Origin of the sequence: Leptospira idonii, from assembly GCF_004770995.1 — a bacterium.
Taxonomy (GTDB): Bacteria; Spirochaetota; Leptospiria; order Leptospirales; family Leptospiraceae; genus Leptospira_A; species Leptospira_A idonii.
Genome location: NZ_RQHW01000013.1, coordinates 120,390 through 142,705, shown reverse-complemented (window position 1 = coordinate 142,705; position 22,316 = coordinate 120,390). Strand labels below are relative to the sequence as shown.

Annotated in this window: 22 protein-coding genes; 16 read left to right on the top strand and 6 right to left on the bottom strand. The window is 40.3% G+C overall.

What is annotated here, in order from left to right:
- The first annotated feature begins 80 nt into the window (after positions 1-80).
- Genes EHS15_RS04070 through EHS15_RS04045 form a run of 6 tightly spaced genes read left to right on the top strand, consistent with a single transcriptional unit; the run spans position 81 to position 6,114 of the window.
- Positions 81-1,289, top strand: a complete 1,209-nt coding sequence (locus EHS15_RS04070; protein WP_135759260.1) for an argininosuccinate synthase — start codon at positions 81-83, stop codon at positions 1,287-1,289.
- Positions 1,290-1,291: 2 nt separating this feature from the next.
- The gene (gene coaD / locus EHS15_RS04065; RefSeq protein ID WP_135759259.1) at positions 1,292-1,777 is read left to right on the top strand and encodes a pantetheine-phosphate adenylyltransferase; all 486 of its coding nucleotides are present in this window, start codon (positions 1,292-1,294) and stop codon (positions 1,775-1,777) included.
- Positions 1,778-1,805: 28 nt separating this feature from the next.
- Positions 1,806-3,917: a cation:proton antiporter gene (locus EHS15_RS04060; RefSeq protein ID WP_135759258.1), complete on the top strand. Its 2,112-nt coding sequence runs from the start codon at positions 1,806-1,808 to the stop codon at positions 3,915-3,917.
- A gap of 42 nt (positions 3,918-3,959) precedes the next feature.
- Complete coding sequence (locus EHS15_RS04055) at positions 3,960-4,373, top strand: nucleoside-diphosphate kinase (RefSeq protein ID WP_135759257.1); 414 nt, start codon at positions 3,960-3,962, stop codon at positions 4,371-4,373.
- A 45-nt stretch (positions 4,374-4,418) separates the two neighbouring features.
- On the top strand, positions 4,419-5,363 hold the full coding sequence (locus EHS15_RS04050) for a polyprenyl synthetase family protein (protein WP_135759256.1): 945 nt from the start codon (positions 4,419-4,421) through the stop codon (positions 5,361-5,363).
- Positions 5,344-6,114, top strand: coding sequence for a TlyA family RNA methyltransferase (locus EHS15_RS04045; protein ID WP_135759255.1), 771 nt, complete (start codon positions 5,344-5,346; stop codon positions 6,112-6,114). The genes EHS15_RS04050 and EHS15_RS04045 overlap by 20 nt, the downstream gene beginning before the upstream one ends.
- On the opposite strand, the gene EHS15_RS04040 is transcribed toward EHS15_RS04045, so the two are convergent.
- On the bottom strand, positions 6,107-6,472 hold the full coding sequence (locus tag EHS15_RS04040; protein ID WP_135759254.1) for a response regulator: 366 nt from the start codon (positions 6,470-6,472) through the stop codon (positions 6,107-6,109). The two genes, EHS15_RS04045 and EHS15_RS04040, sit on opposite strands and share 8 nt — an antisense overlap.
- 159 nt (positions 6,473-6,631) lie before the next feature.
- Entirely contained in the window at positions 6,632-7,441 is an 810-nt protein-coding gene (locus tag EHS15_RS04035) for an alpha/beta fold hydrolase (protein ID WP_135759253.1), read from the bottom strand.
- Positions 7,442-7,531: 90 nt separating this feature from the next.
- Between EHS15_RS04035 and EHS15_RS04030 the strand changes: the two genes are divergently transcribed.
- From EHS15_RS04030 to EHS15_RS04015, 4 genes are read left to right on the top strand one after another with little or no spacing between them, the layout of a single operon-like run.
- Positions 7,532-9,892 (top strand): ATP-binding protein, encoded by a 2,361-nt coding sequence (locus EHS15_RS04030; protein WP_135759252.1) that lies wholly within the window; start codon positions 7,532-7,534, stop codon positions 9,890-9,892.
- Complete coding sequence (locus EHS15_RS04025) at positions 9,885-11,399, top strand: hybrid sensor histidine kinase/response regulator (RefSeq protein WP_135759251.1); 1,515 nt, start codon at positions 9,885-9,887, stop codon at positions 11,397-11,399. The genes EHS15_RS04030 and EHS15_RS04025 overlap by 8 nt, the downstream gene beginning before the upstream one ends.
- A complete protein-coding gene (locus tag EHS15_RS04020; protein WP_135759250.1) occupies positions 11,400-12,383 on the top strand; it encodes a phosphotransferase in 984 nt (327 codons plus the stop codon). It abuts the gene before it with no gap.
- Positions 12,380-13,099 carry an NTP transferase domain-containing protein gene (locus EHS15_RS04015; protein ID WP_135759249.1) on the top strand — a complete coding sequence of 240 codons (720 nt, stop codon included), beginning with the start codon at positions 12,380-12,382 and terminating at the stop codon, positions 13,097-13,099. The genes EHS15_RS04020 and EHS15_RS04015 overlap by 4 nt, the downstream gene beginning before the upstream one ends.
- Before the next feature lie 5 nt (positions 13,100-13,104).
- Here EHS15_RS04015 and EHS15_RS04010 read toward each other — a convergent pair whose 3' ends face one another.
- Positions 13,105-14,454: a glucose-6-phosphate isomerase gene (locus EHS15_RS04010; RefSeq protein ID WP_135759248.1), complete on the bottom strand. Its 1,350-nt coding sequence runs from the start codon at positions 14,452-14,454 to the stop codon at positions 13,105-13,107.
- An 86-nt stretch (positions 14,455-14,540) separates the two neighbouring features.
- Between EHS15_RS04010 and galK the strand changes: the two genes are divergently transcribed.
- Together galK and EHS15_RS04000 are read left to right on the top strand one after the other, a co-directional pair.
- Positions 14,541-15,707, top strand: coding sequence for a galactokinase (gene galK / locus EHS15_RS04005; RefSeq protein ID WP_135759247.1), 1,167 nt, complete (start codon positions 14,541-14,543; stop codon positions 15,705-15,707).
- Complete coding sequence (locus tag EHS15_RS04000; RefSeq protein WP_135759246.1) at positions 15,704-16,096, top strand: anti-sigma factor antagonist; 393 nt, start codon at positions 15,704-15,706, stop codon at positions 16,094-16,096. Before galK ends, EHS15_RS04000 begins: the two co-directional genes overlap by 4 nt.
- Here the strand turns inward: EHS15_RS04000 and mtnP are convergent, their stop codons facing one another.
- On the bottom strand, positions 16,097-16,960 hold the full coding sequence (gene mtnP / locus EHS15_RS03995) for an S-methyl-5'-thioadenosine phosphorylase (protein ID WP_135759245.1): 864 nt from the start codon (positions 16,958-16,960) through the stop codon (positions 16,097-16,099).
- 91 nt (positions 16,961-17,051) lie between these two features.
- On the opposite strand from mtnP, the gene EHS15_RS03990 reads away from it, so the two are divergent.
- The 3 genes from EHS15_RS03990 (at position 17,052) to EHS15_RS03980 (ending at position 19,437) form a co-directional block, all read left to right on the top strand.
- Positions 17,052-18,479, top strand: coding sequence for a DUF4139 domain-containing protein (locus tag EHS15_RS03990; RefSeq protein ID WP_135759244.1), 1,428 nt, complete (start codon positions 17,052-17,054; stop codon positions 18,477-18,479).
- A 126-nt stretch (positions 18,480-18,605) separates the two neighbouring features.
- Complete coding sequence (locus EHS15_RS03985; protein WP_135759243.1) at positions 18,606-19,064, top strand: MarR family winged helix-turn-helix transcriptional regulator; 459 nt, start codon at positions 18,606-18,608, stop codon at positions 19,062-19,064.
- Complete coding sequence (locus EHS15_RS03980; protein ID WP_135759242.1) at positions 19,057-19,437, top strand: DoxX family membrane protein; 381 nt, start codon at positions 19,057-19,059, stop codon at positions 19,435-19,437. Before EHS15_RS03985 ends, EHS15_RS03980 begins: the two co-directional genes overlap by 8 nt.
- Positions 19,438-19,530: 93 nt before the next feature.
- Here EHS15_RS03980 and EHS15_RS03975 read toward each other — a convergent pair whose 3' ends face one another.
- Entirely contained in the window at positions 19,531-20,805 is a 1,275-nt protein-coding gene (locus EHS15_RS03975) for a formylglycine-generating enzyme family protein (RefSeq protein ID WP_135759241.1), read from the bottom strand.
- 94 nt (positions 20,806-20,899) lie between these two features.
- Between EHS15_RS03975 and EHS15_RS03970 the strand changes: the two genes are divergently transcribed.
- Positions 20,900-21,505: a hypothetical protein gene (locus EHS15_RS03970; RefSeq protein WP_135759240.1), complete on the top strand. Its 606-nt coding sequence runs from the start codon at positions 20,900-20,902 to the stop codon at positions 21,503-21,505.
- On the opposite strand, the gene EHS15_RS03965 is transcribed toward EHS15_RS03970, so the two are convergent.
- Positions 21,502-22,185, bottom strand: coding sequence for a C-type lectin-like domain-containing protein (locus EHS15_RS03965; protein WP_135759239.1), 684 nt, complete (start codon positions 22,183-22,185; stop codon positions 21,502-21,504). The genes EHS15_RS03970 and EHS15_RS03965 overlap by 4 nt on opposite strands.
- Between the last annotated feature and the right edge of the window lie 131 nt (positions 22,186-22,316).

Genomic DNA, 22,316 nt, shown 5'->3' with positions numbered 1-22,316 from the left:
AATTGCATTCTACAATGAATTCCCAAGAGAACAATATTTTATTGTCTTCCTTCATTTTTCTTATACTTTGACCCTAATCTATGAAAGAGAAAAATTCTCCGAAGAAAATCGTTCTCGCTTACTCGGGTGGTTTGGACACATCCGTAATTTTGGCTTGGTTGAAAGATACCTATGGCTGTGAAGTCATCGCTTTCTGTGCCGATATCGGCCAAAAAGAAGAACTCGCCGGCCTGGAAGAAAAAGGTAAAAACACAGGGGCTTCTAAAGTTTATATCCAAGACCTTCGTTTGGAATTCGCCCGCGATTTTATTTTCCCGGCAATTCGTGGTTCCGCAATTTATGAAATGAGATATCTTCTAGGCACTTCTCTCGCACGTCCTTTGATCGCAAAGGCCATGGCGGAAATCGCTGCAAAAGAAGGAGCGGATGCTTTCGCTCACGGTGCTACAGGAAAAGGAAACGACCAAGTTCGTTTCGAACTTACTTACAAAGCGCTTTCGCCTAATTTGCAAATCATTGCTCCTTGGAGGATTTGGGAATTCGGAGGAAGAGCGGATCTAATCGAATACGCAAAAAAGAAAGGAATTCCCGTTCCCGTAACAGCTGCTAAACCGTATTCGATGGATAGAAATCTGATGCACCTTTCCTTTGAAGGGGGGATTTTAGAAGATCCTTACAACGAACCATTGGAAGAAATGTTTTTACTTTCCGTTTCTCCCGAAAAAGCTCCCGACAAACCGACATATTGCGAATTGACTTTCGAAAAAGGAGACTGTGTTGCCATCGACGGAAAAAAAATGAATCCTTTGGAAGTGATGGAGACATTGAACGATCTGGGCGGCAAAAACGGAATCGGAAGAGTCGATATCGTGGAAAACAGACTAGTAGGAATCAAATCCAGAGGAGTTTACGAAACTCCTGGCGGAACCATCCTGCATGTGGCTCACAGAGATTTGGAATCCATCACTCTGGACAGAGACACACAACATAAAAAAGACGAACTTTCTCAAGAATTTGCAAGATACATCTACAACGGACAATGGTATTCCAATCAGATGAACGCTCTAAGAGCTTACATCGATTATACGCAAAACTTCGTATCAGGAACAGTAAGAATCAAACTTTATAAAGGAAATTGTACAGTTGTTGGGCGAAAGTCGGACAAATCCCTCTATAATGCGGGACTATCCACCTTTGAAAAGGAAGAACTTTACAACCAAAAAGATGCGGAAGGTTTTATCAACCTTTTCGGGCTGCCTATGAAAGAATGGGCCAGAGTTTGGAAATAAAAATGAGCGCGAGCATTGCTGTTTATCCTGGGTCGTTCGATCCATTTACCAACGGTCACCTTGATATCATTCGGCGTGCTCATCCTCTGTTCGAACAGATCATCATTGCGGTAGCCATCAATTCCAAAAAAACCTCCCTCTTTTCCGCAGAGGAAAGAGTGGAGATGATCGGAAAGGTGTTCAAAGGTTGGGACAAAATCTCAATCGACACTTTCGAAGGATTGACCGTAGACTACTGCAAAGAAAAAAATTCCCGTGTCATTCTCAGGGGTTTGCGTGCGGTTACCGACTTCGATTACGAATACGCAATCTCCTTGATGAACAAAAAATTAGCCCCGGATATCGAAACTTATTTTCTAATGGCGGACAATGAGTACTCTTTTGTGTCCTCTACAATCGTCAAAGAAGTAGCAAGACACGGAAGAGCCGTATCCAATCAAGTACCTGATGTTGTGAACGAAGCTCTTTCTAAAAAATTCCATCTTTAGAGGAAGGAAAGATCGGCTGGCAGAAAATATGAAAACAAAATCGACTCTCTTTTATGCTCTCATTCTTTTGGTATTCGGCTTTTTCGGATACCTGTTGATTCAGCAAGGTTCTTTATTAGAGTCGGTGGATGTTGTTGTACCTCAAAACGAGTCCTCCAGCCTTTACGAAGAATTTCTAACTAAAATCAAACATCCATTAGCTTTATTATTCTTACAAATCATAGTCGTTTGTTCTTTTGCCCGCTTTATGGGTTATATTTTTTCCAGAAAACTGAACCAACCAAGTGTGATGGGAGAAATTGTAGGAGGGATTTTACTCGGCCCTTCCGTTCTGGGATATTATTTCCCTGAAATTCTGCAAGTATTGTTCCCTGCAACAAGTTTGCCTACGTTAGGAACTCTCAGCCAAATAGGTCTTATCTTATTTATGTTCATCATCGGAATGGAGTTGGATGTCTCCGTTCTGAAAAACAAAGCGCATTCCGCAATCGTCATCAGCCACGCAAGCATCCTATTCCCTTTCATCTTGGGAATGATTCTGGCTTATTATTTCTATCAAAACCATGCTCCCGAAGGAATTTCCTTCCTCTCTTTTTCCCTTTTTATGGGAATCGCCATGAGCATCACCGCCTTTCCCGTACTCGCCAGAATTCTACAAGAAAGAAATCTCACAAGAACTCCGTTAGGTGCTATGGTCTTGACATGCGCCGCAGCGGATGATCTTACCGCATGGATTTTACTCGCCATCATCGTCACCATCTCAAAAGCGGGTAATTTAAGTTCGGCGTTATTTACGATCGGATTATCATTCGCATACATACTTACGATGATTTATTTCATCGCTCCTTTTCTGAAACGATTGGGTTCCATCTATATCTCCAGAGAAAACCTAACTAGAACCGCAGTTTCGATCATACTTCTCATTCTATTCGGTTCCGCATTCGCTACGGAAGTGATCGGTATCCATGCGCTCTTCGGCGCTTTCCTTGCCGGAGTCATTATGCCTGTAGAAGGAAATCTGAAAAAACTCATCGCTGAAAAAATAGAGGATGTAGCCGTCATTTTATTTCTTCCTATCTTTTTCGTGATCACTGGTCTTAGAACACAGATCACACTTTTAAACGACTCGAATCTTTGGATTGTTCTAGTGCTCGTTATTTCCGTCGCAGTCATCGGAAAATTTTTAGGAAGTGCCATCGCAGCTCGCATAGCAGGATCTAACTGGGAAGACAGTCTTTCCATAGGCGCTTTGATGAATACCAGAGGACTGATGGAACTTGTAGTCCTTAACATCGGTTATGATTTGGGAATTTTAAGTCCGGGTATTTTTGCAGTTTTCGTCCTGATGGCTCTTTTTACCACTCTCTCTACCGGGCCTCTTTTGGATGGAATCCAAAAATGGTTCTCCAAAAAACCTACGATCGTAGACATTCCCTCCAAAGCGGAAGAAAATAAGCTCAAGGTAGTTGTGGCTTTTGCTCAGGAAAAAATGGGAAAAAGTTTGGTTCGATTTGCCTATGCACTTTCGGGAAACCAGAAAAAAAACCTAAACATCACCGCACTTCACATTTCGCCTAATGACTCTTTATCGAATGAAGATCTGAAAAACTACAGAGAATCCAGTTTCGAATCCATTCGATCCACAGGCTCTGAATTCGGAGTGAATGTAAAAACGGAATACAGAGTTACGGACAACATCACCTACGAAATCGTTAATTTTGCCAAACAAAACTTCTCCAATCTGCTTTTGATCGGAGCCGCAAAACCTTTGTTTTCCAGAAGTTATACAGGCGGTAAAATCAAAGGAATTCTCAATTATACGCCAGCTACGGTAGGAGTTCTTATCGACAACGGGCTGGAATCTTACGACAAAGTGGGGATCGTTTACCACAGCCAAGACGATCAGATCCTCAAATTTTCCGAGAAACTAACGACTCTCAAAGGAATGAAGTCCGCCAAACTGAAACTAGAAGACATACTCCAACCGGAAACGGACATAAATCCTTTCCCTGTCTCTCTCGCAAAACTTTCCGAATTCTCTTTGGTACTCATCGACCTGGAAACTTGGGACGAAGTGGGTTTCGAAAAGCTGGATGAGCTTCCTACTTCCTTTCTGTTGGTACGATTTTTACATACCTAAAGATTCGATTGCTTTTTTGCCTTCCCTGAGGGTTTTGGACTTATGGAAAGAACTTTCATTATGCTAAAGCCCGATGCGGTAAAAAACAAACACATCGGTGACATCCTTCAAAGAATCGAAAAAGAAGGATTTAAAATTCTAGGACTCAAATCCCTAAAACTCAGTCTGGAAGATGCGAAACAGTTTTATAAAGTACACTCTGCTCGCCCATTCTACAATGATCTTTGCAACTATATGGCTTCCGGCCCGATCGTAGCTGCTGCTCTTGAAAGAGACAATGCAGTTCTCCATTGGAGAGATGTAATCGGTGCGACTGATCCTAAAGAAGCAGCTGCGGGAACTATCAGAGCTTTGTTTGCGGAAAGCAAAGAAGCGAATGCGGTTCACGGTTCCGATTCCGTTGAAAATGCTCTGCAAGAAATTGCATTCTTTTTCAAAGGATATGAACTCAATTAATTTCTTGGAAACCGGCTTATTGAACTAAGCCGGTTTTTCTCTTCTGTGAATTCCTTTTCCGACTCCATCGATTCCGCAAGATCAGTTTTTGATCCGTTTTTCCTTCCCTTTCTTACGGAAACATTTTATAAATACGGCCTCTCCAGAGCCAGCGAAGCTGCACTTTACAGTTTAAGGGCGGGCGGCAAAAGAATTCGTCCTGTTATTTCAATTAATTCATATTATGCGAACGAAAAAATAACAAAAGACGAATCTTCCATCACACTAAAGAACCTTCTTATCCTTTCCTCTTCTATCGAATGCATTCATACCTACTCTCTCATACACGACGATCTTCCTTCTATGGATGACGATGATTTCAGAAGAGGGAAACCTACCTGTCACAAAGAGTTCGATGTTCCAACCGCAATCTTAGCGGGAGACGCTTTGAATTCCCTCGGATTCTACCTGATCGGCTTAATAGAAACGGAAGATCCTAAAGTCCTCAGAGATCTACTCTCTTATCTGCACCAAGGTGCGGGGGTTCCTGGAATGATCACCGGACAAATGGAAGATTTGGAAGAAGAAGGAAAAGCAGGATTATCCTCGCATCGCAAAAACATTTCTTCCGCAGAGAAATTAATTTCCATTCATGAAAAGAAAACGGGAGCACTCATTCACTCCAGCTTTCTGATGGGAAACCGCCTGCGAGAAGATTATGCGGAACGAGAAACGGTTCTTTCCGAATATGCGAAAGAAATCGGACTTTTATTTCAAATCACGGATGATATCTTAGATGTGGAAGGAAGCAAAGAATCTTTGGGAAAAACTCCAGGTAAAGATGCGGATTCGGGAAAACTCACCTATCCCGGGCTTTACGGAATGGAGAAAGCAAAACAAATTAGAGACGATTCCAGAGACAAAGCCTTAGGTTTGGCGGAATCCTTGGAATCAAATCAATTCCATTTTTTCAAAGGACTGCCGAAATACATTGCCGAAAGAAAAAATTAGACTCGATGCCTATCTAATCAAGCATGAGTTATGCGATGGAGAAAAGCACGCACTCTCTCTCATTCTTTCCGGTTCCGTACTAATCAACGACACTCCTATTTTCAAACCTGGCACACTCGTCAAACCGAACGATAAAATTCGTTTGCGGGAGGTCATCAAACAATACGTTTCCAGAGGCGCTTGGAAATTATTAGGGGCCTTTTCGTCCTTTCCCGATCTAAGCGTAAAAGATAAACTTTGTTTCGACTTCGGAGCCTCCACGGGAGGGTTTACTCAAGTGCTCCTGGAAAAAGGCGCTTCCCGCATATTTGCCATCGATGTGGGATACGGACTTTTATCCCAAAGAATTGCAAACGATCCGAAAGTAACCGTCCTTGATCGAACTCATATCAAAGACCTGAATTGGGATCTGCTGCCTCGGGAAAGTTCGGTTTTCATCTGCATGGATCTCAGCTTTATTTCTCTCAGTTCCGTATTTCCAACAATTACACGTTTGGCGAACGAATCCTGCGAAACGGCTTGGGAAGGAGTTTCTCTCGTCAAACCTCAGTTCGAACTGGACTCGAATTTTCTCGTAAAAGGTATCGTCACAGATCCGAAACTTTTGGGAAGAAGCATAATTTCAGTTTGGCGAAAAATCAGGAAACAAGACCCTACATTTCGATGTTTGGGTTTGGCGGAATCACCCATACAAGGAGCGGACGGAAACAGGGAATTTTTACTTCGTTGGAAAAAGGAGAAAATTAAATAGAAAAAGAAGCGACCGCTTCTCTCAACTGATCCGTAGTAAACGGCTTCAAAAGAACATGGTAGGATGGATCTTTCGAAATTTTAATTCTATGATCGTCGTCTAGAAAGCCAGTAAGGAAAAGAACCGGAACCGCAAACTGATTTTTCAAAGACTCCGCAGTTTCCATCCCGCTGACACTTCCTTCCAAATTGATATCCATCAAAATCAAATCGGGAACTTTTTCGGAAACCACTTGAAATGCCTCATCCCCGGAAGGAACTACAGCAATTACATTGTATCCGAAAGACTCTATCTTTTGTTTGATATTGAGTCCTAGGAAGGGTTCATCCTCTACGATGAGGATGTTCTTTTTCGTCATATTGACTCGATTTTAAATATAGGGTTTAGTTAAAAAGTAAAAATACTGGATAAAATTTAAAAGTCACAATTCTTTCCCTGCTCATATTACCTTTCCGTTTCAAAAGACACAGTTTTGACTTATGTCGGATGAATACAAACTCAAAGGGATTCGCCTAATTTAAGAATTACAAAATATTCTAATTTCGTTAGATATCGATTTCGGTTTTTCCAAATGAATCGCATGTTTTGCGCCGGCAATCCATACTAGTTTGCTTCCTCGAATGTATTTTTTCATGGTTTTCATCATGAAAGGAGGAGTGATCGCATCTTTATCGCCAGCAAGAATCAGACAAGGGATTCGGATGAGAGATGCCTTTTTTCCGTGGAAAATTTCATTTTCACGCTTCAATGTATTTTCCTGCAGGAAAGTATTTTCCCAGCCGTTCCATACAGTAACAAGAGTATGTCGTAAAAAAAAGTTCGGTTCGGGGGTTTCCTCTCCGTACAAATGCTGCAAAAGCGAGATCACATCCTTTTCGGTTTTAGGAAACAAAAGTTCCCTCATCTTATCTCTTTCCGGATGAGGGATGCCTCCCGGTGCAAGTAAAACCAAATTAGAAACGATTTTAGAGTGATCTTTCAAAACGATGTGCTGAGAGATAAGACCTCCCATAGAATGACCGATCAAAGTTACGTCTTTTAATTCCAATCTTTCAAAAGCGGAGAGAAGTAAATCGGCCCAAACGTCTATTTGAAACAGATATTTGATTTTAGGGAGTTTGCTTTTCCCGTAGCCAGGAAGATCAAAAACAAGGATTCTATAATCATCATTTAACAATTCTTTGATGACTCTTCTGTATCCGAAACTTTCGTCCAAAAGTCCGTGCAAAAATACGAGGGTTTTTTTCGATTTGGAATTGTATTCCCAATGAAACAGAGAATGGCCGCCGAGATCCGTCTGAACGGGAGTTCCGCCCATATTTTTCATTGATTTGCTTCTCTGATGTTGATAATTACGGTAAAGCGCTCTATATAAAAATGATAACATCATTGGAGTGGTAAAGAGTTAGGATTTTAAATGATTGAATCTACAATTTCATTGATCAACAATCTCTTCTCACCATCCTATGAAGGCTTCCTGCTAGTCGATTCTAAAAGTTTAAAAATCCAAATCGCCAACCCTAGTATCGAAAAAATGTTGGGTTTCGAAAAAGGAGAACTTCTCAATTTTTCTTTGGAGGAAATTCTACCGCAAGACGGACTATTTCTCCGAATGGTGAACGTTCTCAACCAAAGCGATCTCAAAAATAAATTTCTTTGGCAGCTCAAACGAAAAGACGGAAAAGTCATCCACATCGAATTTATGATCCGGATGATTCGCCTTCCCGGAGACGATGAAAGCGAATTGATGGCCATCTATGTGGAAGACAAATCCCAAATCAAAGAACTCGAAATTCAAATCAATTATACTCAAAACTTTCTGCATGCAATTCGTGCGGTAAAACAAGTGATCCAGGAAGATAAAGATTCTTTTACTATTCTTGATACCGCTTGCCAGTTCCTTCAAAAATCCAGACAATTCGATTTTGTTTGGGGAATCCTCAGAGACGGTCAACAAAACCAAACCGTTTTTTATGAGAAGGAAGAAAACAACGAACTAAAGATAAACGTTGAAAATCAACTGATCGAAAATCCATCTTTGCTTCCGATTCAAAACGTACTGAATATTTCCGACGAACAATTTTATCTCTACTCCAACGAATCTGAAAATCATAGAGACTGGTGTGAATCTATGAATCCGAGCGGATCTTTGAAAGGAATTTGTATTCCCATTGCTTGGAACGGTAAAATCTACGGAGCCTTCGAAATCGTTTCCTTCCAAGAAAATTCTTTTTTAGGGGAAGACATCAGCATCTTACACGAATTAGGAATTGACATCGGTTTTGCGATCTATTCCAGGATCAACGAAGAAGAACGATTCAAGGCACTGAAACAAATCAGTTATCAGGCGAAAATTCTAGATACTCTCGAAATTCCTATTTTTTCTTTGGATCAATATCTAAGAGTCCAATATGCGAACGTTACTTCCTTAAAAACATTAGGTTTGTCTTTTCCAGAATTGAAAAAACTGGATTTGATCGATCTTCTTTGTAAAGAAGGATCCGTAAAATCCTCCATCCTGCAAAAATCCGTAAACATTGAAATTCAACTAACAGATGCAAATGGAAGAGAGCTTTCTATGATGTTTCAGTCTTCCATCATACGGGATGACAATGGAGATTTCCAAGGATTGATGATCATTCTTTTCGATTTTACCGAATTGAAAAATGCCCAGTCACTCATCATCAGTTCCGAAGAAAAACTAAGAACCATCTTTGCCACAATGAACAACGGGATCGTAGTTGTGAACGAAGAAGGGATCATCCAAGATATAGCTCCTATCTTTAAATTTTTGCTCTTCCAAGTGGTTCCTTTGGAAAAAGGAGATTATATTTTCTCCTTCCTAAAACGAAAAACACAAGATGTTCTTTTGAATGCCGTAAAAGAATCCCAGAAGACTCAAACGATTCTCACAAGGGAGTTCAATTTTCAGATTTTAAATGAAGAATTCTCCTTCGAAATTCGCTTTATTCCAGTTAGGCGCTATTCGAATATAGAAAAAGTGATTATGCTTGTGTTCAGCGATACCACGGAAGCGAAAAGAATCGATCGTCAATTGATCGAATCTATGAAATTCGCAAGTATCGGAGAGATTGCGGCAGGTCTTGCTCATGAAATCAACAATCCTCTGCAAAGTGCCCTTCTCTATTTGGATGATCTCATTGTAGTAGGAGAAGAAGATCCTTCCGAAAGAAAAGCGATTCTTAAAAAAGTCGAATCTGCGAATTTAAGAATTAGAGATTTGGTAAAATCTTTATTAGACTTGGGAAGAATGGAAAGTCCCAACAGAGATCTTGTTTCTCCGTATTACATTCTTGTAAGAGCGAGCGAACTTGTGGAAGTCAGCTGTAAAAAAAAGGGAATCGAATTTACAAGGCATGCAGGTCCCAACTTGCCGGGGATCTTCGTTCGTTGGCAAGAAATAGAGCAAGTACTAATTAACTGCGTCGTCAATTCAATCAATGCGATTTCCGAAATGGATCCTGTTCCTAAATTCCCGAAAATTGAAATTGGAATTGATTTGGTTCGCATCAGCAAAAAAGATTGGGTAGTGTTCTCAATCGAAGACAATGGTCCCGGTATGAGTGAGTCCGTTTTGGATAAGGCCTTTCTCCCTCTGTTTACAACTCGTCGTGAAAAACAAGGAACCGGACTAGGTCTTTCCATATCAAAAAAAATCATCAATGAGCACGAAGGTGATATTCTCATTAAATCGAAGCTTGGTGAAGGAACAAAAATAGAAATTTTTCTACCTGCATATTCCGAAATAAATGAATAAAATTTTAATCATAGATGATGAGGAAGAAATCCGCACCGCATTAAAAAGGGTTCTCACACGAGAAGGATACGAGGTAGATCTTTCCGAGTCCGTAGAAACCGCCATCCAAAGAATTAAATCGGACAACGGCTATAGTTTAGTCATTTCGGATATTATGATGAAAGGAATGAACGGAATCGATTTCATTCAGTTCGTTTCCGAATCCAACCTCAATCTTCCAGTCATATTGATCACAGGTAATCCTAATCTTTCTTCTGCAGAATCCGCAGTCCGATTTAAAGCCTTCGAATATATCTCCAAACCTGTAGACAGACATCAAATTCTAACAGTTGTAAAACGTGCAATCGATTCTAAAACGAAAAAAGACATCGAAGTGGAAAAGATGCATCAGTCGGAAATAATGGAGAAGGTTCTGCGTTCTCAAAATCTCGACCTGAACCGCCAGAATGCCGCCATCTTAAACGCAACTTCTGACGCAGTCATCACGATCGATTCCAATAAAATCATAGTTTCCGCAAACCTTGCCAGTTTTTCTATGTTTGGTTATCCTTCTCCTGCCGATTTGATCGGACAATCGGTAAACGTTCTATTTACCGAAGGGAAAATGGAAAAATATGTGGATCAAATTCAATCCGTAATGAGTGACAGCAAATCGACTCACGCATATCAACTAACGGATGTCACCCTAAAGAAATCGAACGGAACCACATTCGTATCCGACATCGCCATCTGTTCCTACATACTGGACGGAGACGCTTACTACACCGGAGTGGTTCGAGATGTATCTCAGAAAAAACAGATGGTAGAACAACTGATCGATTCGGAAAGAAGAGCCTTTTTAACTACCGTTGCGGCCAGCATCGGTCATGAGATCAACAACTCTCTGACTGCAATTTTAGGCTTTGTGGAAATGGCGAGTAAGGAAAATGCGGAAGCGAATTTAAAAGACAGAGCCTTACAAGTCACTCTAAATCAAACACAAAAACTACAGGCATTGACTTCCAACTTACTTCAGTTAGGAAAATCCTCCAAAATCAAATCCGAAAAAATAGAGAAGATCGATTTGAACGATGCCATCGCTCACGTTTTGGGTATCTTCAAAGAAACCGCTCGTTTGAAATACTGCCAAATCAATTGGGAACGAACGAAAGATCCTCTTTACATTTCCGTAAATCCCGACCAATTCAGTTTGATTCTCTCCAACCTTCTTTTGAACTCTTCCGATGCCACTCAAAACATAGGAATCATTACGATCCATGCGGGCCAGGAAAACGGAAAAGTGTTTTTGTCCGTTTCCGACGACGGATGCGGAATGGAAGAAGAAGTCATCGCAAAAATTTACGACCCCTATTTCACAACGAAAGAGTTGGGAAAGGGAACCGGATTAGGAATGTTTGTCGTAAAACAAATCGTAGACTCCTTTAACATCAAAGTCAAAATCACTTCCGAACCGGGAAAAGGTTCCACATTCTCCCTTTATTTCCCTTATACAAATAATAACGGTTAAATGAATCTATCCAAAGAAATTATAGAACAAGTCGAAATGATTTTCGGCAAAAAATACGAATTAGAAGCGCTTCAAGAAGAAGCTTCCACCAGAAGATATTTTTTGATCCGTTCCGGATCGAAAAAGGAAGTGCTTTGTACGGATCAAAAAATCAATTTCGATTTCGTACAACTCTCCGAATTTCTCGATCAACATCAGGTCAAAGTTCCTAAAGTTCTTCGCACCAATGAATCTTTAGGACTCACTTTCCTTTCCTGGGAAGGCAGAAAAGATTTAGGAAGTCTTAGTTTAACTGAGTATCAACGGAAAATTCCTAAGGTAATCGACTTAATTCTTCGTCTGCAAAAACTGGATCCTCCTTCTTTCGTAAAAGAAAGAAGATTCGATACCGAAAAATTGATGTTCGAGATCAACCTAACGTTAGATAAATTTCAATCTTTTTCAAAAATCTATTCCATCGAAACGGAAATCACTTCGGAAGCATCCGCTTTTATGGAAGAAACCGCCGGTTATCTAGACAAACATCCGATGAACGTTTTCACACATAGAGACTTTCATTGCAGAAATCTATTGTTAAACGAAGAAGACGGACTGACTCTAATCGATTTCCAAGACGCAAGAATGGGACTTCCGCAATATGATTTAGCAAGCCTTCTTTATGATGCCTACTATCCTTTGCCCAGAGAATATAGACTGGAAGTTTTAAAGTCGTTTCAATCGAAATCGATCGGTGGGGATCAAAAATTCAAAGAAGCTTTTTATCTTCAAGCTTTGCAGAGATCTTTCAAGGCGTTAGGAACTTATTTCCGTATGGTGGCGGATGAAAAGAAAATGAAGTTTTTACCTTCCATTCTTTCTTGTCTGCAGCAATTGGAAGAAATCATTCAATTGGGAATGTTTGCTGACTCGTTGTTTATTTTTGTCCGTTCTCTTCGCAATGAACTTTCCAAACACCCCGAATTCAAATCGATCCAAGTTTCATGAACGTATTTTTTCTAGCGGCAGGTTTCGGCAAACGTATGGGCGATTGGACTAAAACCACTCCCAAACCTCTTCTTAAAATTTCAGAAATTTCGTTTTTGGATTACTCTCTTTATCTGGCAAACTCATGGGGAGCGAAAAAAGCATGGATCAACGTCCATTATCTTGCCGAACAAATCGAACGGCATCTAACTAATTTTAATGCATTTCCTCTTAAAATCGCAAAAGAGAAGCAAAAAATCTTAGGTACTGCGGGAGGAATCCGAACCGCTCTTTCCGGTGAAGGTTTCAATGAAACGATTCTTCTTTTTAATCCGGACACTCTTTTATTTCCCGATTCAAAATTCGAAATCAGAAAAGATCTGCCGAAAGACTCATCTATTCATCTTTACCTGCAAAAAAGACAACCTAATGATCCATATACGAAAATCGATTTAGGCACGGATGGAAAATTGGAATTCGGCAAAGGGGAATTTTATTATATAGGACTTTGTCTTTTAGATCCTAAGATACTATCCCATTTGCCTGAAGGAGAATATTTCGATCTTTCGGACAATTTTAAAGAAATGGCGAAATTGGGAAAAATCACAGGAGAGGAATTTTTAGGATCTACTTTGGATTTGGGAGAAAAGGATCTATATGAAAGTTTTATCGCCAAAAATGTATTTGGCGATCAGAAAAAAACGATCCTCGATTTTATCCGAAGATCGTTTCCCTAAAAAATTTAAGATTTCAATCTTTCCAAAATTTCTTTCTGGCGGGATTCATACCCTTTTTTCCCCAGAAGAGCGAACATATTGTTCTTATAATCTTCCACTCCAGGTTGGTCAAAAGGATTTACCCCCAACATATATCCCGAAACTCCGCAACTGAACTGATGGAAATACATAAGTTCACCTAATGTCTCTTCTGTGAGTTCGGGAAGTTTGATTTCCAAACAAGGAACATTTCCGTCGGAATGAGCGATCAAAGTTCCTAAAATCGCCTTTTCCGAAACTTCGGATAATTTTTTCCCGGAGAGATAATTGAGTCCGTCGTTGTCTTCCGGTTTTTCGGTAAGATAAAGATCGTTTCTAGGTGTTTCAATATGAATCACCGTTTCGAATAAATTTCTTTCTCCTTCCTGAAGATACTGACCCATGGAATGCAGATCGGTTGTAAATACAACGCCTGCTGGGAAAATTCCTTTTTGTTCTTTTCCTTCACTTTCACCAAACAACTGTTTCCACCATTCGATGAAGTATCCGAGAACCGGAGTATAACTAACTGTAACTTCTGTTTTTTTTCCTGCAGAATAAAATGCATTTCTATAACTTGCGTACAAACATGCTAAGTTCTTTTCCGGGGAAGATTCGGCGCAAAGTAAGGACTCCATCGCTTTGGCACCGTCTATCAATTTATTTACGGAAAGACCGGCTGCAGAAATAGGAAGCAAACCCACAGGAGTGAACACTGAATATCTGCCGCCTACATCATCCGGGATGACGAATGTCGGAAATCCGTATTCATCGGAAAGTTTTTTCAACGCTCCTTTGGAGGCGTCCGTAGTCGAAAAAACCCTGTTCTTCACTCCTTCCTTTCCGTACTTTCTTTCCAAAAGAGAAAGTAACAAACGAAAGGCGATTGCAGGCTCCGTAGTCGTTCCCGATTTGGAAATCACGTTTACCGAAAAATCTTTCGTTTCTAAAAAGGCCAAAAGTTTTGCATGATAATCGGAATCCAAATGATGTCCCGCATATAAAATACGGACACCTTTTTTGGAAGGTTCCAAATTTTGAAAGGGGGAAGAGATGGCTTCTATGACAGCCCTTGCTCCTAGATAAGAACCTCCGATTCCCACAACTACCAAATACTGGGAATGACTTTGGATCGCTTCGGCAGCATCTCTGATTCGTGTTAGTTCGGAAGAAGCGATAGAGGAGGGAAGATGAACCCATCCTAAATATTCGTTCCCCTTTCCCGATTTGGAAAGTAAGGTTTCTTTCGCTTTCCCGGAAGCAACCAACTGCTGATCCAAAATGGAATCGGCGACAAACTTCTTTGCAAATCGATCCGAAAAACTTAAGTGGGTCATAGAAACATCCCCTCGTAAAAATAAGACATTTAGATTTTAAAAATGAAGTGAATAGATAACAATGTAAACAAAATTTGGGAATCACAATGACCGTAACCCGAAATCTTTTTCAGGAATTTTCGAATCAATTCGAGGGAAATATAGATTCCATCCGTCATTTTTCTTCCCCGGCAAGAATCAATATCATCGGAGAACATGTTGATTACCTAGGAGGAATTGTTCTTCCTGCGGCCATAAACTTCTCCATTCAATGTCTCATCCGTCCGAACGGAAAGAACGAATTCCGTCTTTACTCCCTCGACTACAATCGCAAAACAGAAATCAAACGACCTTTTCAAAACGATTCTCAAAATCCCTGGGCGGATTACATAGCGGGAGTCATCATAGAACTGGAAAAAATAGGACACGCCATTCCTGGATTCGATCTTCTCATCCAAGGAAATATCCCTCAAGGTTCCGGACTTTCTTCTTCCGCGGCTCTGGAAGTAGTCGTTTGTTATGCGATCACAAATGTATTTCAGATTCCTCTCACCAAAGAGGAAATCGCAGTGATCGGCCAGAAAGCGGAGAATCATTTCGTAGGAACCAAATGCGGAATCATGGATCAATTCATTATCGCGGTTGGCAAACAAGATTACTGCATATCTTTGAATACGGAAACGCTAAAATACGATTATCATCACTTCGACTTAAAAGACTGCGAATTTTATCTGATCAATTCGAATGTAAAACACAGTCTAAAAGACAGTGAGTACAATACCAGAAGAGAGGAATGCGAATCCGCTCTTAAAAAAATAAAAAACAAACATCCGAACATCCAAAACTTGTACTCTTTCCTTTTGCCGGAGAAAGAATGGGATACTTTTGCTTTTACAAAAGAGGAAATCAAAAGAGTCAAACATGTGGTAGGGGAAAGAGAGCGAACCACTTCCGTCATCAACGGACTCAAATCAGGAGATTTAGATTCTGTCGGGAAACAAATTTATGACAGCCATTGGTCATTATCCGAGAATTTCGAAGTATCCTGTCCGGAAACAGATCATTTGGTAAGCAGTTTGGAAAGATCTAATGCAAAAGGAGCCAGAATGATCGGAGGTGGATTCGGAGGATGTGTACTCGTTTTGGACAAAATCGCAAATTTTTCGACTACTAGCCGAGAAATAGAAAAAAGTTATCAACAAAAGTTCGGGCATTCTGTAAACTTCTACAAGTTTAAGATTTCGGACGGAGTGAAAGAGATCACCAAAACATGAGCGAAAATTGGCAAGAATACACAATTGAATCAGGCGAATTTAAGATGGAAGTGGTAGCAAAACCATCCGTCATCCTTCCTCACACAGCAATCGTATTTGCTCTTTCAGGAGAGATCAACCTCTACAATTCGCAAGCGATCAAAGAAAATCTAGAGTTACTCATCGGAAAGGGACTATTGCATTTTTTTCTGAATGTGGAAGATGTTTCTTATATCGATTCATCCGGGTTAGGTGTGTGTTTGGGAATTCATTCCCGACTTTCGAAAAATTCAGGATTCATTCGATTGGTGTCTCCTTCGGAAAAAGTACGTTATGTTCTGGAGCTCACCAAATTAAAAAGCCTCTTACAAATTTTTCCTTCTTTGGAAGAGGCTTCTCAGTCTTTTTAATTAGAAATAAGTAGGGAAAAGATATTTCAACTTCTCGATTTGCGTCGGGTTTCTTTTTTCAGGAGCGGTCACCAAGGAAAATTTAGTTCCTCCCACCAAAGATTGGTCGTCGCTGACTCCCAGATGATCGATCAAAGCAGATAACAATTGCTTAGCGGTTTCCGCATTTTTATTCAAATTCTGAATCACCATTTCTAAAGTTACGTGCGCTTCGTCCTCTTTCCAGCAGTCGTAGTCCGTGGACATACAAACCATTTGGTAAAGAATTTCGGCTTCTCTTGCAAGTTTCGCCTCAGGAAGAACGCTCATATTGATGATGTCCGCTCCCCAAGAACGATACATGTGAGACTCGGCTCTTGTAGAGAACGCAGGACCTTCCATACAAATCAATGTTTTGTTGGTATGGATTTTGAGTCCGATGGACTTTGCGGCAGCTTCCACTTTTTTAGCCAAGCCGGCAGAAAAAGGATCCGCAAAAGGAACGTGTGCCACCATTCCGTTTTCGAAAAAAGTAGAAGGACGATTTTTGGTGCGGTCAATGATTTGAGAAGGAAGGACAAAATCTCTAGGAGGAATTTCTTGACGCAAACTTCCTACGGAACTGAATGCGATGATCTCTTCCACACCTAAACTTTTAAGAGCGGCAATATTTGCCTGAGCAGGAACTTCGCTTGGGCTTAAAAAATGTCCCTTTCCATGTCTTGGTAAAAATGCAATTTCTTTCCCTTTGAACTTACCGATTGTGATTTTATCCGACGGTTTTCCCCAAGGAGTATCGGGAAATACCTCTCCTTTGATTTCCATCCCGTCTAGGGAGTACAACCCTGTTCCGCCGATCACCCCGATTTTCACTACACTGCTCATCCAACACCTCTTGAAAGCATGCTGAAATTTCTCTTTTTAGTTGCATTCGTTTTTTTCATTAACAGACTAGAGTTTGCTTAAAGGAGAGATCATGAGCTTAGTCAAAAAACTGACAATCGTTTGTCTTAGTCTACAATTACTTGTATCTTTTGGTGCAACCGCTGCGCCAAGTTTCGATTCATCAACGGAACAAGACAGAAAATCTGTCAGTGTCACCATCTATAACGGTGGGATCGGCCTCGTAAGAGAAACCAGAAATATCAATTTAGGAAAAGGAGTCCGCACATTACGTTTCGAAGATGTTGCATCTCAAATCATTCCTCAAACAGTTCGTGTCAAAGCCGAAGAAGGAAAAAAATTCACAGTTTTCGAACAGAACTATGAATACGATCTCATCTCTCAGGAAAGATTGATGGATAAATACGTCGGAAGAGAAGTAACGATCTATCGTGACGGAAAAGAAAAGGAAGTTGCTACGAAAGCGACTTTGATTTCCAACAACGGAAGTCCCGTTTATAAAATAGGAGATGAAATTTCCTTAGGTTATTACGGAAGAGTGACTGTTCCCACGATTCCGGACAATTTGTTCGCAAAACCTACATTGGTTTGGAAATTGAAAAACGAAGAAGACAAATCCCAAAGTTTGGAAGTATCTTACCAAACCCATGGAATGAATTGGTCTGCCGATTACATTCTCGTTTTAGATAAAGAAGAAAACACTGCCGGATTGAACTCTTGGGTCACTTTAAACAATAATTCAGGAACCAGATTCGCCGATGCCACATTACAACTTGTAGCTGGAAAAGTACAGTTGGTAACGAACAGGCCGCAATACGCTCCTTCCGCAAAAATTACAAAACGCGCTTTGGAAATGGAAGTATCGGATGCGGCTCCCTCTTTCGATCAAGAAAATCTTTCCGAATACTATCTGTACACTTTGGATCAACCGACTACTATAGGTTTCAACCAAACCAAACAAGTGCAGCTCTTTCAGACGGAAGATCTAGGGATTAAAAAATATTTCGTATTCGATAATCTTCCGATGTACGAAGGAAATGAAAAACATTTCAACAATGCTGCCGTAAAATATATCTTTAAAAATTCCAAAAAGAATAATTTAGGAAGACCTCTTCCTTCCGGAACCGTTCGTGTTTTTAAAGCGGATTCCAAAGGCAGACAACAATTATTAGGCGAAGATACGATCGATCATACTCCCGAGAACGAAGACATCAAAATCCAAACGGGACAAGCCTTCGATGTAGTAGCGAACGGAAGAAGAGTTTCTTACGAAGTATTCAAACTATCCAAAGGCGACAAAACCGTTTATTCCGCTGAGATTCGTAACCGTAAAAAAGAAGATATAGAAGTGCGTTTTTATGCGAACCTTTGGGGAGATTGGAATATCACAAAATCCTCTCATAAATTCGTAAAAGAATCCTCCACCAAAACCTACTCAGATGTTCCTATCAAAGCAGGGGAAACGGTTACGGTAGAATATACCGTGGAAACGAAGTACTAAAAGTCTGTAGTTTTGGGTTTTTCAGGCACATTTCGTTTGATGAAAGAGATATGTTTCTAAAAAATCAAATCGAGGAAAGGAATCCTTGACAAATCATTTAAACTCAGATAATTTGATATTAAACTAATGGGAACTAAATTCAAAGGAAACAAAAAAGAAATTCAGGCACTCGATTCTTTCATTAAATTGAAAAGAGCCTCCGAGTCCCTGTCTTCTCGTGTGACTGCCGAATTTTCCAAATTGAATATTTCGGAAAGTCAGTTCGGGGTTTTAGAAACCCTCTACCATTTAGGGCCTCTTTGCCAAAAAGAGCTGGGTGATAAAATCCTAAAGAGCACAGGAAACATCACACTTGTGATCGATAACTTGGAAAAAAGGCATTTGGTAGAGAGGGTTAGAAGTGTGGAAGATAGAAGATTCATTTCCATCCATCTCACCGGAGATGGTAAAAAATTTATTGAATCGATCTTCCCGGATCATGTAAAAAGAATCACCAATGAGTTTTCCGTTCTTACTGTAGAAGAACAAGAAACTCTAGGAAACATTTGCAGAAAATTAGGAAAAAAGGATACTTCTCATGAATAAAGCCGCTTTGGTCATCCGCATCTTACTCGGTCTGATCTTTTTCGTATTCGGACTCAATGGATTTTTCAACTTCATCAAAGGCGAAGCAAGCGGAGCCGCTCTTGCATTTGCAACACAACTAGTGGAAAGCAAATTGTTTTATGTTGTGAAGATCCTTGAAGTGGTAGCAGGTGCAGCTCTTCTATCTAACTACTTTGTTAGGTTAGCCATTGCAATTTTAGCTCCGATCACTTTCAACATATTCTGGTTTCATTTGGTTTTAGCACAAGAAGGACTTCCGATCGGAATTTTCGTACTAGCAGCCAATATCTTTTTGATCTACTATCATAAGGATGCATTCGCACCTTTGTTCGTAGTGAAACCAAGAAATTAAAACCGAACTTTTGTATTAGAATCGCTACTCTTCCGTTTTTTTTAAAAGAGGAATCCCTTTTTTACCCGCATAAAAAACGATAAGAGTAGTTTTTCAATCTCTGTAATCCATCACCAAACGAAATCCGGCTCTTCTATCTTCGGTTAGATTCGGGATTCCTCCGTACGATCTGGAAACCGCACTGCTGTTCTTAGCATTTTCAGAAAAAGATCCGCCTCTCACTACCTTATAGATTTTCCCGAAAGAGAAGTTTTTCAGATGGTGGCCAGGGTACAATTCGTACCAACTGGAAGTCCATTCGGGAGCGTTTCCGCACATTCCCATCGCTCCGTAAGGGCTGCTTCCTTCCGTAGAAAGTTCGAAAACGGAAACTGTTTTTCCCAATTTCGACTCCCTGGAGTTACAAAGCAAAGAATCATAATCATCGCCAAATGGATATTTTGTGGTAATGATTTGGTAGGATAAAGTTTCGTCTCTGTTCGTATATTCCACGACTCCAGGTCCTCTGGCCGCTTTTTCCCATTCCCATTCCGTAGGAATTCTTTTGCCTACCCATCTGGAATATTTCTCCACTTCTCTGTAAGTCAAATTGACAACGGGATGATTTTCTTCGCCGGAAGGAAACTTACCTCCGATCCAATGACTGGGAGGAGTGGAATTCGTCTGTTTTAAATAGTATGAATATTCTCCGTTTGTGACTTCATACTTATCGATGTAATACGAAGGAAGTTCTTTCAAAGTGGCAAGACTGGGATCGTTGAAGTAAGGATTGAAGTTGTCTTGAGAAGGATCTGTTCCTTGCCCGTAAAGAAACAAACTTCTGGTAATGAGAACCATTTCTTTTCTATCTTTGGGGTGGACGATGGATTTGCGGGGAGGTGTGAATCTTCCTTTGAAGTATCCGCCCGGTTCCACATAAAAATCCTCTTCCACATAACTTGCGATATATGTATCCGTTGTGACTCCGGAAAGTTTACTTTTAGGATCGGAACTAAAATCTCCTACCAAAATCACTTCGAAGTATTTATCTTTCGGTTGGATTTTTTTCTCTTCCCAAACGGCTTCTCTTAAAAGGAAAGATCCGACGGGAAGATTGGTTTCTTTTTGATAAACAGGATAATCTTTTTTAGAATCGAAAAGGGATTTGAGTTCTTCTGAGGAATATTTCGCAATTTTTTGATTTCTATAAATTCTTATTTTGATCCAAACTCTGTTTTTATAGACTCCGACCACGTCTCCTTTCCATAGAAGGACTTTTTTCTTTGTAGTCGCAAAAGGAGATACGTCTTCCTCCGTCTCATTTTCCTGTGCGAAGGAAACAGAGGATAAAAAGAAAACAAACAAAAGAAAAAAAGCGATTCGTTTCATAGTCTCTTTCTTATCATCGACCAGTTTTCAAGAAACCTTTTGATTGAAATTTTCCCGGACTGTGTATAATAGCATTCGAAGGAAATCAGCAGCTTTGATCCAATTTCAATACAAAAGAGAAAAAAACAACATCCTGATTTCCCTGAAAACGGATTCTACCCAATTCGGTACATTTCACCGCATAGCAACTATTATTTATGCTTTGAAATTAGACATTTTATCCGGAGAATTAGGCACCGTCGAAGAGGATGGTGTTCAATATACAGTGGATTCATTCATCTTGCAGGCGGATGAAAACAATGCTACCCAGGCGGCTTTTCAGCTGGGAGTGATGATGGATTCCCTCTTTTCTCAGAATGCAAAATTCGAAGAAGTTTTGAGCAAATTACAGATCCAAGAACCTGCGGTAGCCACATTCTTCAAAGAAAGCCCCGAATTCATTTTTACCGATCTCCCCGAAAAAGGACAGACTTGTTTGTATTTGGAATCCAGTGCGGGTCGAGGTTTGTTGTATTATGTTTCCAGAATTTTGATGGAAAATCAGGTGAACATTCTCACGGCCACAATCGAGACCGATCCCAAATCGGGCCGTGCGAAAGATAGTTTTTATCTCACAAGTGCAGATGGCGCCATGTTCGCCTCAACCTCATTAGCTGAGAAAATTCGAGGCGAAATTTTAGCACCGATTAAAACTTTTTAGTTTTTACAAAGCACCTTGTTTTTTGTGGATTTAGGTTCTGCGAAATTCGCTCCTGTCTCCAATTTTATGGAAATCGCTTTTTCCTTAGACTTAGCAGACTCGTTGCTGCTCCAGTACTTGTCGGAGTTTTTCAATTCCTTGGAAGCGTTTTTAGCAAAGTCACCTAATTCTTGTTTGGAAGGAAGGCTTGCTCCGATTTCTTTGCAATAAGCGGCAGCTTCAGTCCATTTTTTCTTAGTTCCGATTTTATCCACCAAGTATGCGGATGTTGCGGATGCCACAGCTTCTTCCGGAGCGGTAGGAGCTTCCGTAACTTCTGGTTTACTCTCCTCAACTTTAGGAGCAACAGGTGTAGTCGTAGTTTCCACTTTTGCCGGTTCAACAGCGACTTGGTTTTTCTTTGCTACGTATTTCGCATAACCAAGGTAGCCGATTGCAGCAACACCTGCTAAAACGAGAAATAGATAGATCCCGTTGCCGGATTCTTGTTTTTCGGATGCCGGTTCGGAGTGTGTTACAGCAGATTGCAAAGACGCTTGTGCGGATTCGTCATTTGTATAGAGAGCGGCTGATTCCTCTCTCACCGATTGCTTTTTAACCGTGTTTGATTTCTTCTTAGCAGCCTGTTTTTTGGGCGCAGCTTTTTTCTTAGCGGCAGATGATGATTTTTTCGTTGCCATATGGAATATCCTTATTGCCGAGACAATACTTTATAATAGTTATCACATAAATTCGGAAAAAGCTGAAGAAGTTCTTCTCAAATTTGAAATTTTTTGAAATTTTTTTAAGTGTATTCCCATTTCTCATTCGA

What these genes read in the sequence shown, in the direction of transcription:
- EHS15_RS04010 (WP_135759248.1), bottom strand. Translation starts at nt 14,454, where the DNA reads ATGACCCACTTAAGTTTTTCGGATCGATTTGCAAAGAAGTTTGTCGCC.
- EHS15_RS04015 (WP_135759249.1), top strand. Translation starts at nt 12,380, where the DNA reads ATGAACGTATTTTTTCTAGCGGCAGGTTTCGGCAAACGTATGGGCGAT.
- EHS15_RS04030 (WP_135759252.1), top strand. Translation starts at nt 7,532, where the DNA reads ATGATTGAATCTACAATTTCATTGATCAACAATCTCTTCTCACCATCC.
- EHS15_RS04060 (WP_135759258.1), top strand. Translation starts at nt 1,806, where the DNA reads ATGAAAACAAAATCGACTCTCTTTTATGCTCTCATTCTTTTGGTATTC.
- EHS15_RS04035 (WP_135759253.1), bottom strand. Translation starts at nt 7,441, where the DNA reads ATGAAAAATATGGGCGGAACTCCCGTTCAGACGGATCTCGGCGGCCAT.
- EHS15_RS03980 (WP_135759242.1), top strand. Translation starts at nt 19,057, where the DNA reads ATGAATAAAGCCGCTTTGGTCATCCGCATCTTACTCGGTCTGATCTTT.
- EHS15_RS03975 (WP_135759241.1), bottom strand. Translation starts at nt 20,805, where the DNA reads ATGAAACGAATCGCTTTTTTTCTTTTGTTTGTTTTCTTTTTATCCTCT.
- EHS15_RS04055 (WP_135759257.1), top strand. Translation starts at nt 3,960, where the DNA reads ATGGAAAGAACTTTCATTATGCTAAAGCCCGATGCGGTAAAAAACAAA.
- EHS15_RS04000 (WP_135759246.1), top strand. Translation starts at nt 15,704, where the DNA reads ATGAGCGAAAATTGGCAAGAATACACAATTGAATCAGGCGAATTTAAG.
- EHS15_RS04070 (WP_135759260.1), top strand. Translation starts at nt 81, where the DNA reads ATGAAAGAGAAAAATTCTCCGAAGAAAATCGTTCTCGCTTACTCGGGT.
- EHS15_RS03985 (WP_135759243.1), top strand. Translation starts at nt 18,606, where the DNA reads ATGGGAACTAAATTCAAAGGAAACAAAAAAGAAATTCAGGCACTCGAT.
- EHS15_RS03965 (WP_135759239.1), bottom strand. Translation starts at nt 22,185, where the DNA reads ATGGCAACGAAAAAATCATCATCTGCCGCTAAGAAAAAAGCTGCGCCC.
- coaD (WP_135759259.1), top strand. Translation starts at nt 1,292, where the DNA reads ATGAGCGCGAGCATTGCTGTTTATCCTGGGTCGTTCGATCCATTTACC.
- EHS15_RS03990 (WP_135759244.1), top strand. Translation starts at nt 17,052, where the DNA reads ATGAGCTTAGTCAAAAAACTGACAATCGTTTGTCTTAGTCTACAATTA.
- EHS15_RS04040 (WP_135759254.1), bottom strand. Translation starts at nt 6,472, where the DNA reads ATGACGAAAAAGAACATCCTCATCGTAGAGGATGAACCCTTCCTAGGA.
- EHS15_RS04020 (WP_135759250.1), top strand. Translation starts at nt 11,400, where the DNA reads ATGAATCTATCCAAAGAAATTATAGAACAAGTCGAAATGATTTTCGGC.
- mtnP (WP_135759245.1), bottom strand. Translation starts at nt 16,960, where the DNA reads ATGAGCAGTGTAGTGAAAATCGGGGTGATCGGCGGAACAGGGTTGTAC.
- galK (WP_135759247.1), top strand. Translation starts at nt 14,541, where the DNA reads ATGACCGTAACCCGAAATCTTTTTCAGGAATTTTCGAATCAATTCGAG.
- EHS15_RS04025 (WP_135759251.1), top strand. Translation starts at nt 9,885, where the DNA reads ATGAATAAAATTTTAATCATAGATGATGAGGAAGAAATCCGCACCGCA.